At 43.2% G+C, this 12,589-nt stretch carries 7 protein-coding genes and 2 tRNA genes; 8 read left to right on the top strand and 1 reads right to left on the bottom strand.

Translation table 11 applies throughout. From position 1 onward, the window contains the following. Window positions 1-75 precede the first annotated feature (75 nt). The 4 genes from ACLD5M_RS02155 to ACLD5M_RS02140 all read left to right on the top strand — a co-directional run bounded on the left by ACLD5M_RS02155 (window position 76) and on the right by ACLD5M_RS02140 (window position 4,291). Complete coding sequence (locus tag ACLD5M_RS02155; protein WP_116794223.1) at window positions 76-1,950, top strand: ABC transporter ATP-binding protein; 1,875 nt, start codon at window positions 76-78, stop codon at window positions 1,948-1,950. 2 nt (window positions 1,951-1,952) lie between these two features. Further along, complete coding sequence (locus ACLD5M_RS02150) at window positions 1,953-4,004, top strand: ABC transporter ATP-binding protein (RefSeq protein ID WP_116794222.1); 2,052 nt, start codon at window positions 1,953-1,955, stop codon at window positions 4,002-4,004. Window positions 4,005-4,102: 98 nt separating this feature from the next. Continuing rightward, a tRNA-Asp gene (locus tag ACLD5M_RS02145) sits at window positions 4,103-4,176 on the top strand. A 42-nt stretch (window positions 4,177-4,218) separates the two neighbouring features. Continuing rightward, window positions 4,219-4,291 (top strand) — tRNA-Phe (locus ACLD5M_RS02140). Between the two features lie 56 nt (window positions 4,292-4,347). Here ACLD5M_RS02140 and galE read toward each other — a convergent pair. Then, complete coding sequence (gene galE / locus ACLD5M_RS02135) at window positions 4,348-5,358, bottom strand: UDP-glucose 4-epimerase GalE (protein ID WP_410314485.1); 1,011 nt, start codon at window positions 5,356-5,358, stop codon at window positions 4,348-4,350. 572 nt (window positions 5,359-5,930) lie between these two features. On the opposite strand from galE, the gene ACLD5M_RS02130 reads away from it, so the two are divergent. The 4 genes from ACLD5M_RS02130 (at window position 5,931) to dnaE (ending at window position 12,529) form a co-directional block, all read left to right on the top strand. After that, entirely contained in the window at window positions 5,931-7,226 is a 1,296-nt protein-coding gene (locus ACLD5M_RS02130) for a DivIVA domain-containing protein (protein ID WP_410314484.1), read from the top strand. Between the two features lie 111 nt (window positions 7,227-7,337). Continuing rightward, window positions 7,338-7,919, top strand: a complete 582-nt coding sequence (gene lspA / locus ACLD5M_RS02125) for a signal peptidase II (protein WP_410314540.1) — start codon at window positions 7,338-7,340, stop codon at window positions 7,917-7,919. A gap of 2 nt (window positions 7,920-7,921) precedes the next feature. Beyond that, entirely contained in the window at window positions 7,922-8,917 is a 996-nt protein-coding gene (locus ACLD5M_RS02120; protein ID WP_410314483.1) for an RluA family pseudouridine synthase, read from the top strand. A 45-nt stretch (window positions 8,918-8,962) separates the two neighbouring features. Then, on the top strand, window positions 8,963-12,529 hold the full coding sequence (dnaE, locus tag ACLD5M_RS02115) for a DNA polymerase III subunit alpha (RefSeq protein WP_410314482.1): 3,567 nt from the start codon (window positions 8,963-8,965) through the stop codon (window positions 12,527-12,529). Window positions 12,530-12,589 lie beyond the last annotated feature (60 nt).

Genomic DNA, 12,589 nt, shown 5'->3' with positions numbered 1-12,589 from the left:
ACTTAACCCCTGCCTGCCTTATATTCAAAAGTGATATCATTAAAGAATAAGTATTTAATTTAGAGTAGGGGAAGAATGGCAGAGAAGTCTGAGAAGCCAAGTAAGTTTGATGAATCAAAAAAAGATTCTCATAAAAAAGATTATGCCCCTCGAGCACTTCGAACGATACTAGGTTCTTTAAAAAGGTATCGTTTTCTTGGCGTTTTAACAGCTGTTACTATTCTCGTTGAAGCTGCTATGCAAATTGAGATCCCTACAGTAATGTCAAATCTTATTGATTTTGGTATTATGTCACGTTCTCAAGAATCTGTGCAATATTATGGTTTGCAATTGCTTATTTTTGCTGCAATCGCAATGATTGCAGGCGTTATTTCTGGTATTTGTTGCGCTCATTCTAGTGCTGGTTTTGGTAAAAATTTGCGCCACAACATGTTTTCACGCTTGCAAAGTTTAAGTTTTTCTGATTTAGATAAGTTTTCTAGCGGTACTGTTGTTACGCGTATGACTAGCGATGTGTCAAATGTGCAATTTGCTTACCAAATGATTATTCGCTCTGGTATTCGCAGCGTTATGATTATCATCACTGCTTGGTGGTTTACTTTTTCAATTAGCCCTGCCATCTCGTGGGTTTTTCTTTCATTTGTGCCTATTATTGGTGCAATTGGCGCTGTTGGAGCTAGTATAGTTGCTCCAGCATTTTCTCGAATTTATCGAATGATTGACGAGATGAATAATAGAGTTGGTGAGAATTTGCATAATATTCGCGTCGTAAAGTCTTATGTGCGTTCTGATTATGAAATAAGTCGTTTTACGCGTATTTCACATAAAATCTATGATTATTTTATTAAAGCTGAGTATGTGTTAAATTGTAGTATTCCTTTATTTAACTTATGTTTTTATTCTGGCATGCTGCTTATTGCATGGTTGGCTTCGCACGAAATTGTGGCTTCAGGAAATAATCCTGCTTTTGGTTTAACAACGGGAAATCTTGCTGCATTAGTAGTGTATGCTTTGCAAATTTTGTTTGCTTTAGCGAATTTAGTTGCAGTTTTTGTAATGTCGTTAACAGCTCGAGCTTCGATGCATCGTATTTCACATGTTTTGCAATCTCGAAATACTGAAGTTGTTTCCAAGCATCCACTTACAAAGCTTTCTGACGCTTCTGTGCGTTTTGAAAATGTTTCGTTACGCTATCCTCAATCAGATAATACAGATGAATCCACTCCAGCAGAACAGGAAATTTTACATGATATAAATATATCTATTCCTTCTGGAGCAACTGTTGGTATTGTTGGTGCAACGGGATCTGGAAAATCAAGTTTAGTGCAATTAATTGCAAGACTTTATGACGTAACTTCTGGCGCTCTTTTTGTAGGCGGAAAAGATATTCGCGATTATGATTCTTCTAGTTTGCGTGAAGAAGTTGGTGTTGTTCTACAAAAAAATATTTTGTTTAGTGGCACAATTGCAGAAAATCTTCGCTGGGGTAGGGCGGAAGCAAGCGATAATGATTTGCGTCAAGCTTGCGAAATTGCTTGTGCTGATGAGTTTATTAAAGATTTACCAGACGGCTACAATACGCATATTGACCAGGGTGGTAAGAATGTTTCCGGTGGTCAGCGACAGCGTTTGTGCATTGCGCGCGCACTTTTGAGGAAGCCGAAAATTTTAATCCTCGACGACTCGATGAGTGCGGTTGATATGAAAACGGATAGTAAAATTCGCGATGGCTTGAAAAAGTTTATGCCTGATTCTACGCAAATTATCGTTGCTCAGCGCATATCTTCAATCGAACATGCGGATATTATTGTTGTTCTTAAAGATGGTCGTGTTGTTGCTAACGGTTCGCATGATGAATTATTTAAATCTTGTGAAATTTACAGAAATATGGCGGTTTCTCAAGAAAAAAGTCGAATAACTAGCGCAACTAAAGAAGAAGGAGCTAAATAACAATGGCTAATAATAAAACGGCTCACTCTTCTAAAAATGATTCAGCTATTAGTTGGAAAACTCTTAGCAGACTTGCCTCTTATGTGCTTGTGTATCGAGTTAAAATTTGCGTAATTATTGCATCAATAATAGTTAGCGCAATCGTGCAAGCTGTAAGTGCAGTGTTTTTGCAATCTCTTGTTGACTCGTATATTCTTCCGCTTGTCGGTAAGCATAATCAGGATTGGACGCCTCTTGTTCGCATGATTATTCTGATGGCAAGTGTTTACGCTGTTGGTGTGTTTTGTTCTTGGCTTTGGAGCAGGCTTGTTGCGAATATATCTGAAAGTGTTATGCGTGATTTGCGAGATTCTATGTTTAAGCATCAGCAGAAGCTTTCATTGCGTTACTTAGATTCTCAAGGTTACGGCGATATTATGAGCCGTTACACAAACGATACTGAGGTTCTTCGTGAGGCAATTTCGTGGGCTTTTCCGGACTCTTTTTCTGCATTAATGTCGATTTTGGCAGCGTTTATATCTATTATGTGCTTATCGCTTCCGGTTGCAGTTTTTGTAGCTATATTTACTGCAATGTTGCTTTATTTAGTGCGTTTTATGCTAAAGAAATCTGGCAGTTTATTTGAGCAATTCCAGCATGCATTAGGCGAGTTAAATGAGTTTGTTGAAGAATCTGCAACAGGCAGCAAAGTGATTAAAATTTTTAATCATGAGACAGATTCTATTGAAAAATTAGATAATTGCATAGAAAAAGTGCAAAAAATTTCTGCAAGTGCGAATTCTTATGCAAATAACGTAATGCCTGTTATTAGTAATGCAAGCTATTTGCTTTATGTATTAATTGCTTTACTTGGTGCGTGGGCTGCTTCAGCTGGTTTGCCAACGCTGGGATTATCTGGATCTAGTACTCTTACATTGGGTACGCTTATATCTTTGCTGGCACTTTCGCGCGCATTTATTAACCCTATTGGCGAAATTACAATGCAAGCTAACGCACTTATGATGGCTCTTGCAGGAGCTTCTCGTATTTTTGAGTTACTTGATGAAAAGCCAGAACTTGATTCTGGCAGTGTGCAATTAGTTAAAGTGCGTGTACTTCAGTCTGCTGAAGATCTTGGAGAAAAATCAGCATTTGATGTGCTTGAAGAAGTAGACGAACAATCTGAAGGAAGCAATATTTATTGGGCTTGGAAAAGGTCAAAGCAAGATAATGGCACTAAAGCTAAAAAGCGCGCTCAAAACTTAAGTGAAATGGCTCAAGAGATTGTGTGCCATGCAAAGCGAGATGCTCGCACTTCTAAGGATGGCCGCTATACTTTGCTTCGAGGCGACGTGCGCTTTACAGATGTTGTGTTTGGCTACGATTCCAAAAAACCTGTTTTGCATGATATTACTTGGTTTGCAAAGCCGGGGCAAAAAGTTGCTTTAGTTGGTGCTACGGGTGCTGGCAAAACTACTATTGCTAATTTGCTTACGCGTTTTTACGATATTGACGACGGTCAGATTTTGTACGACGGAATTGACGTGCGAGATATTCTAAAAACGGATTTGCGTTACGCTATTGGCACAGTTCTTCAGGACGTGAACTTATTTACAGGCACAATAATGGATAATATTCGCTACGGAAACCTAGAGGCTAGCGATGAAGATTGTGTTAATGCTGCAAAATTAGCTCATGCCGATGCTTTTATTTCTAAACTTAAAGATGGTTATAATACGGAGCTTACTGGCGGAGGAGAAGATCTTTCGCAAGGTCAAAAGCAGCTTATTGCGATTGCTCGCGCGGCTGTTGCAAATCCGCCGGTGCTTATTTTGGATGAGGCAACTTCTTCAATCGATACTCATACTGAGGCCTTAGTGCAGCACGGCATGGATTCGCTTATGGAAGGGCGCACTGTGTTTGTAATTGCGCACAGGCTTTCTACGGTCCGCAATGCGGATGTGATTATGGTTTTGAATCACGGCCAAATTATTGAGCGTGGTTCTCACGAGGAGTTGTTAGCTAAGCGCGGTGAATATTATCAGCTTTGCACTGGCGCGATTGAGCTTGAGTAGCGTTTTATTTGTGGGCAACACGCCGAAAGAGCTGAGCACTTGCTTTTTGGCGAGGATTCTGTAAGATAGTGACTCGGCTGTTCGAGAGAATAAGCCACGGCCCCGTAGCTCAGTTGGTTAGAGCGCCGCCCTGTCACGGCGGAGGTCACCGGTTCAAGTCCGGCCGGGGTCGCGATTAGTAAAGGCCCGGTTCGCCGGGTTTTTTATTCATCATGGCTCTGTAGCTCAGTTGGTAGAGCGAGCGACTGAAAATCGCTAGGTCAGCGGATCGATCCCGCTCGGAGCCACAAACAAAAAACGCGCGGCAGTTTTGTCGCGCGTTTTGCTTTATCTAGTCAGTCTACTAGTCAATCTGCTTCCACGATTCAACGTCAATATGATGTTCAGGATTTGCTTGCCAAGCTGCCCAAGCAGATTCCACAATATCTTTTACATCGTAGCGAGCATGCCAGCCCATTTCCTCATTAATGCGCTTCGGGCTGCCAATAAGCTGAGGAGGGTCTCCTGCTCGGCGATCCAGCACAGTTTCCTTAAATGGAAGGCCTGTAACTTTTCGCACTTCTTCAACAATTTCTCGAACGGAAGTGCCTTTACCAGTTCCAACATTAAAAGCGTCGTACTTGCGATTGTCCAAATCCAAATACTTAAGCGCTTCAAGATGAGCGTCTGCCAAATCTGAAACGTGAATGTAGTCACGAATGCAAGTGCCATCTGCAGTAGGGTAGTCGTCGCCAAAAATAGCAGGAGCTTTACCGCGCTGCAAGCGTTCAAAAAGCATAGGAATCAGGTTCAAAATTGCAGGATCTTCTAATTCCACCGGACCGCAGCCTGCAACATTGAAATAACGCAGTGCGCAGAAGCGAATGCCGTAAGTGTGCTCGCAAGCGCGCGCCATCCACTCGCCAAAAAGCTTAGTCTGTCCGTAAGGGTTGATTGGAATCATAGGAACAACGTCTTCTGGCACAACATCAACAGGTGGAACGCCGTAAGTTGCTGCGGAAGACGAGAATACGAGCTTCTTCACTCCGCTATCTTTCATGCCCTCAAGAACATTCAGCATACCGTTAATATTCTGCTGGTAATACCAAAGCGGCTTTTCAACGGATTCGCCAACCTGCTTTCTAGCAGCAAAATGAATTACGGAATCAACATTCTCGTCCTTCATAATTTGCGCAAGACGTGCCCCGGCATCTGGAGATGCAATATCCATGCCATAAAGTCGAGCGCCTTCGATTCTAGTAGGCTTTCCGTAGCTTAAATCGTCTACTACAACAACATTCTGATTTATTTTATGTAAGGCGTGAACTACGTGTGCTCCAATGTAACCGCATCCGCCTGTAACAAGAACAGTCATTATTGACCTTTCCTAATATTTTGTATCTTTGTATAATCTCTGCAATTATATCTCGCCAAACTGAACTATAGGTTATTTTACATATTGATTGCTGTGGCGCGAGTTTTGGTGGATTTCTCTCCTCGCACGTCCCGTCCTTCGGGCGCTCTGGCTGCTAAGGGCGCTTATTGTGTTCGCCTTTCTTAAAGAATGTAGCTTCTCAGTCCTCTTTTAGTGCTCGTAAAGAAATCCACCAAACTCTGCGTGCTAATTCGTTAATAACCGTGCTAATCGCAGAGATTTTTCGATTTTTCTTCTTCGCTCGACGAATCAGCAGCCTTCGGCTCTGACGTTCGCCTCGCTCAGTGCGAAAAATCTCAAATCTCACCACACGAATATCCACACGACTGAATGACGTACAGCTAATATTTAAAACAAACTATAAATTTGCGTGCGGTTTATGCGCATTTTTTATAAAATCGGCGTTTTGCGCACAAATTTTTCGCATTATTTGCCCTAATTTTCTGCGTACGTGATAGCATCGAATAGATATATATCAATGAGATGCGTCCCAAAAGCGAGGTGTAAAGCATATGACTCTGTTGACGCCTAAGGACATTCGAGAGCATACCTTCCAGATTGTACGTTTCAAGGGAGGATATGACGTTGACGAGGTTGACGAATTTCTCGATCAAGTTACAGAAACAATAGAAGCGCTTGGTCAGCAGGCAGTGCAGGGACTTGGTGCTTCCACACAATCCCTCGGCCGCGATGTTGCGGGCTTGAATACCAAGATTGCTGAGTTGACTTCTAAAGTTGAGTCCTTAACTCAAGAAAATGAAATGTTGCGTAACGCTGCTAAGCAGCAGGGCGGATCTAATGAATCTGCTGAAAAGCTTGAGGCGACTGAAACTAAGTTGCGTGAAGCTGAAGAAAGCAACCGTGCTCTTACCGCTCAAAACCAACAGCTTAAGGAGCAGTTGGATGGCTTGGGTGCTCAGGTTGATCAGCTTACTGCTCAAACCGCTAAGGCGGATAACGCGGATCAGGTTCAGAAGGAACTTGAAGCTGTTACTCGCGAGCGTGATGACTTCCGTGCAAATAGCGAAAACTTGGGTCGTGAGCTTGAAACTGTTCGTCAGCAGCTTGTTGTTACCCAGCAGGAAAACGCTAAGGTTCAGGAGCTTTCTAAGCAGCTTGAAGAATCTCGTCAGCGTGAAGAGCAGCTTCGTCAACAAGTTTCTAAGATGGAGCCAAATACTGAAACTGGTAGCTTGCAGAAGATTGCTGGCGCTGGTGCTGATGCCCAGGGTTCTGAGCCAGAGCGCGCAACTGCTATGTTGACTCTTGCAATGCAATTGCACGATCAGTACGTTGATAAGGGCAAGGCTAAGGCTCAGCAGATTGTTGAAGAGAGCCAGGCTCGTTATAACGAAACAGTTGCTAAAGCTGATGAGTATTCTGAGCGTACTCGTTCTGAGGCAGATGAGTACAATAAGCAGACTCGTGGCGATGCTGATGATTATTCTGCACGTGCTCACAATGAGGCTGATGCTTACTCTGGTAAGGTTCGTCAGGCTGCTGACGATTATGCTAAGCAGACTCACGATCAGGCTGATCAGTACGAGTCCGAAGTACAGCACCGCGCTGCAGACTATGATTCTACAACACGCACAGCTGCCGACGCTTATGCTCGTCAGGTGCGCGAGAATCTTGAGAAGCAGACTCAGGTTATTGAAGGCAATATTCAGAGCCTCAAGCAGTTTGAGACTGAGTATCGCACTCGCTTGACTGACTTCCTTGGTCAGTTGGTTGCTCAGGTTTCTGACGAAAACGCGTATGCTGCTCTTGGTCAGAAGCAAGCTTCCAATGAGGATAAGCAAGAGTAGTTTTCTTCTTAAAGCGCGTAACTTTTAAATGGCGTAACTTTTGAATGTTTGTGCGCTTTAAGCAGATGCTGTTTTTATTTACAGATCGGATAAAAATTGACGCATAGAGATGTGCGTGTGAAACGGCTGCGTACTCGCGCAGCCGTTTTTGCACTTGTTGTTATTGTTGGGCTTGTTGTGGATCGCCTTAGCAAACTGTGGGCTCTTAGCGCTTTACAGTACGGAAAGCAGATTGTTTGTATTCCTAATTCCTTAATGCTTTCGCTTGTGCGAAATGGCGGTGCTTCGTTTGGTCTAGGCTCTGGATTAACTAGTTTTATTAGCATAGTGGCGATTTTGGCTTGTGTAGCTATGCTTGCTGCAGTTCGTCGCACAAAATCTTTGCAGTGGACGATTGTGCTGTCTTTAGCATTTTCCGGCGCTTTTGGCAATTTGATTGATCGCGCAATTTATGCCGAGCATTTTTTGGACGGCAAAGTTGTTGACTTTATTAACTACGGTTGGTCAGTTGGTAACGTTGCGGATATTATTCTTGCTATTGCTGGCATTTGGTTTGTTGGTTTGATTTTGTTTGAAACGCCGTTTAAGCCTGGCAAAAGTGATGACGAAAGCACTGACGAAAATACTTCCGAAAATACTTCCGAAAATGCTTCCGAAGGCGCTGCCGAAAATACTTCCGAAAGCAACAATTAATTATGCAAAGCAGTATGCCGGTTCCTGAAGATTTAGTTGGTTGCCGTTTTGACGTTGCAGTTTCAAAATTACGCAATATTTCGCGTTCAAAAGCAAGCGATCTTGTTTCTAACGGAACCGTGCGTATTGCTAATCGTAAAGCAAATAAATCTTCGCTGCTCGATTGTGGCGATGAAATAATATTCGATGATTTAGTTGGCGAAGATTTTGCTGAAAATAGTTGCAAAAATGATGCGCTTCAAGACGAAAACCAGCAAAATAATCAAATAGAGCTACAGCTACAAAATCAGTCAATCGAACAAAGCATGAAAATCGCTTATAAAGACGAAGATATTGTGGTTGTAGATAAGCCTGTTGGAATGGCTGCTCACCAAGCTCAAGGCTGGTGTGGTCCAACAGTGGGAGAGGCTTTAGAAAAGCGCGGAATTAGTATTTCGCATACTGCTGGAGACGAAAATCGCCGTGGTATTGTAAGTCGTCTTGATGCTGGCACAAGCGGCCTAATGCTTGTTTGCAGAACAGATTTAGCGTATGAAGAAATGAAAAAGCAGTTTGCTAATCACACTGTTAAAAAAACTTATCATGCGCTAGTACAAGGCGACTTGACGCAAAATAAAGCAACAATTGAAGCTCCTATTGGTCGCGCAAAAGTTTCGGATTTTCGTTTCACAATCACGCCAGATGGAAAACCTGCTGTTACGCATTGGGATGTTCTTGAACGCTTCGGTCAAGTAACTTTAGCAAGTGTTAACTTGGAAACTGGGCGCACTCATCAAATCCGCGTGCATTTTACGTCTATTGGTCATCCTTTGGTAGGGGATTCAATGTATGGAGCGAACCCAGTTTTGGCTAAAAAGCTTGGTTTAACAAGACAGTGGCTTCACTCTATGGAGCTTATTTTTACGCATCCTAGAACGGGCAAAATTATTAGAGTAGAGTCGAATTATCCTTCTGATTTACAACACGCTTTAGAAGCTATGCGAGAATTATCAAAGTAGCGTTTTTGCATTTTTCGGTCAGCTTTCGCTTATAGAATATCATTTATGACTCAGCCGGAAACCAACTTCGTACATTTGCATAATCACACGCACTATTCGCTTCTTGACGGTGCGTCAAAAATCCCTGATTTAGTTAATCGTGCTAAAGAGTTGGGCATGCCGGCTGTGGCTATTACAGATCACGGAAACATGCACGGCGCGTACGAAATGTGGAGCACCGCTGTAAAAGCCGGAATTAAGCCGATTATTGGCATTGAAGCGTATGTTACTCCTGAAACCGCAAGACAAGATAAAAGCCGCGTGCATTGGGGTACGGAAGATCAGCGTGCAGACGATGTTTCGGGCGGCGGCTTAATTACACACATGACTTTGTGGGCGGAAAACGATACCGGCTTAACAAATCTTCTTAAAGCTTCGTCTGTTGCAAATCTTGAAGGCCGTGTAATGCGCTACCCGCGTATGGATAAAGATGTGCTTTCAACCTACTCAAAAGGCGTAATTGCGTCTTCAGGATGTCCTTCTGGAATTATTCAAACGCGTCTTCGATTAGGCCAGTTCAATGAGGCTTTGCGCGCAGCCGGAGAGTTTCAGGATATTTTTGGTCGCGACAATTTCTTTATTGAACTTATGAATCACGGGCTTTCAATCGAAACGCGCGTAACTAAAGACTTGCTTGAGATTGCAAAAAAGCTTAACGCTCCTCTTCTTGCTACGAACGATTTGCACTACGTTCACGAGGAGGATCGCGAAGCTCAAGATGCTATGCTTTGTATTAATTCAGGCTCTAGGCTTGACGATCCTGACCGTTTTAAGTTTGACGGTTCAGGATACTATTTGAAGTCCGCTGAGCAAATGCGCGAGCTTTTTAAAGAGTTTCCAGAGGCTTGTGACAATACGCTTGAGATTGCTCGACGCTGCAATGTTATGTTCGACGACGGCGAAGATGGCGCTTTTATGCCGCAATTTGACTGCCCGGAAGGTTGGGATGAGACTTCGCTATTCCTTAAAAAAGTTGAGGAAGGTTTGGAGCGTCGTTACAACAACAACATTCCAATGGAAGTTTTAAAGCAGGCTGACTACGAGTGCGGTGTGATTTGCCAAATGCAATTCTGCGGCTACTTTTTGGTTGTTGCAGACTATATTAACTGGGCTAAAGCGCATGGTGTAATGGTAGGCCCTGGTCGTGGTTCTGCTGCAGGCGCTATGGTTGCGTACGCAATGGGCATTACTGAGCTTGATCCTATGAAGCATGGCCTTATTTTCGAACGCTTCTTAAATCCAGAGCGCGTATCCTTGCCTGATATTGACGTTGATTTTGACCCGGATGGTAGAGCAAAAGTTCTTGAATACGTTGGCGAAAAATACGGTAGGGATAAAGTTGCTCAGTGCGTTATTTACGGAACGATTAAAACTAAGCAGGCTCTTAAAGATTCCGCACGTATTATGGGATACGAGTTTTCAGTAGGCGAAAAAATTACGAAAGTTCTTCCGCCTGCAAAAAACGGCAAAGATATGAGCTTGCACGATATTTTCGACGAAAAAAGCAAGCGTTACGCTGAAGCGCGCGAGTTTCGCGAAATGTACGATACGGATCCAGATACGCATCGTATTACGGAAGAAGCAAAAGGTATTGAAGGTTTGATTCGTCAAACTGGTGTGCATGCTTGTGCAACAATCATGGGCTCGGAGCCAATCACAAACACCTCGCCGCTTCTTGAGCGCACTGACGGTACGATTACAACAACATTTGAGTATCACACTTGCGAAACACTCGGTCTTGTAAAAATGGACTTTTTGGGGCTTTCCAATTTGACAGTTATTCGCGATACTTTGCGAAATATTAAAAATAATGGAAAGGATTCGATCGACTATACGAAAATTCCTTTGGACGATAAAGCTACTTATCAGCTGCTTTCTAGGGGAGATACTTTAGGCGTTTTCCAGCTTGATTCCGACGGTATGCGCGCTCTTCTTCGCACCCTAAAGCCGGATAATTTCAACGATATTTCGGCTTTGATTGCACTTTACCGTCCAGGTCCTATGGATATGGATTCGCATACGAATTACGCTAAGCGCAAGAACGGTTTGCAAGATATTATTCCAATCCATCCGGAAGTTGAAAAGCCTCTTAAGGAAGTTTTGGACGAAACTTACGGTCTTATTGTTTACCAGGAGCAGGTGCAGTCTGCTGCGCGTATTTTAGCGGGCTACAGTCTTGGTAAGGCAGACGTTTTGCGTCGAGCAATGGGCAAGAAGAAGCCGGAAGTGCTGGCAAAAGAGCAGGTTCCGTTCTTTGAAGGTATGAAAGCGCACGGATATTCTGAAGAAGCTGCACAAGCTGTGTGGGATGTTTTGGTTCCGTTCTCCGGCTACGCGTTTAACAAAGCTCACTCTGCAGCTTACGGATTAATTTCTTACTGGACGGCATACTTAAAAACGCATTATCCTGTTGAATTTATGGCTGCATTATTGCAAAACGAGCGTACTAATAAAGATAAAACAGCGCTTTATTTAGGTGAAGCGCGCCGCATGGGTATTCAAGTTTTGCAGCCGGATGTTAACGAGTCCGTTCTTGAGTATTCTGCAGTTGGAGATGTTGTACGCTTTGGTTTGGGCGCTATTCGTAACGTTGGAGACAAGGCTGTAAACGATATTATTTCTGAGCGTGAAGCTGGACGCGGACGTTTCGTAAACTTTATGGACTTTGTAAAGCGTGTGCCAATTAGCGCACTTAATCGTCGCCTAGTGGAATCTCTTATTAAAGCTGGTGCTTTTGATTCGATTGATCCAAACCGTCGTGCGTTGCTGCAAATTTGCGACCCTGCAATAGACTCTGTGATTGCGCTTAAACGCAAGCAGGCAGAAGGTCAGTTTGATTTATTTGCCGACATTGACTCGTCTTCTGACTCATCGGACGATACTGGTTTGGGAGATATGCAAATCACTGTGCCTGATGTTGAAGAGTGGGATAAAAAAACGAAGCTTAATTTTGAGCGAGAAATGTTAGGATTGTACGTTTCTGATCATCCACTAAGCGGATTGTCTGCAGTTTTGGCAGATTTACGAGAAATGTCAATTGCTCAACTGATTGACCGCGCAAGAACTATGAGCGACGGCCAACAAGTAACTATCGCTGGTCTTGTTACAAGCGTAGATAGGCGAGTGTCTCGAAAAGGTAACGCTTGGGCAATAGTCACAGTTGAAGACATGGAAAGCTCAATACAATGCATGTTCTTTGGCAAAGTTTACGAAGCTTCGGCTCAGGAGCTTGCAATTGACCAGGTTGTGCGTATTCGCGGACAAGTTGAAGTGCGTGATGAAACTGTGTCTATGCGCGCAACCGAATTTGAAGTGCCAACGTTGGAATCAGTGGACGAAAGACCAATAACTATTGTGGTTCCGCGCAAAGCTTTAGATAAAGGTCATGTGGAAGAATTGAGCAATATTTTGAGCCGTCACCCTGGGTGCTGCCAAGTGCGTTTGGCTTTACTTGACGATTCTGGACGTGCGCAAGTTCTTACTTTTGGTGACCGTTTCCGCGTTAAGCGTGACACTTCGCTGTTTGCGGAAATGAAAATCGTATTTGGATCCAATTGCTTGCCGAGCGCGTAAAAAATATGCAGTATTAATTTGGTAAAATATGATTTTAAGAAGCTGTGTTTAAATAATTTA

Source organism: Gardnerella sp. Marseille-Q9185, assembly GCF_046508745.1.
Taxonomy (GTDB): domain Bacteria; phylum Actinomycetota; class Actinomycetes; order Actinomycetales; family Bifidobacteriaceae; genus Bifidobacterium; species Bifidobacterium greenwoodii.
This window is presented reverse-complemented; position numbering and strand designations above follow the sequence as displayed.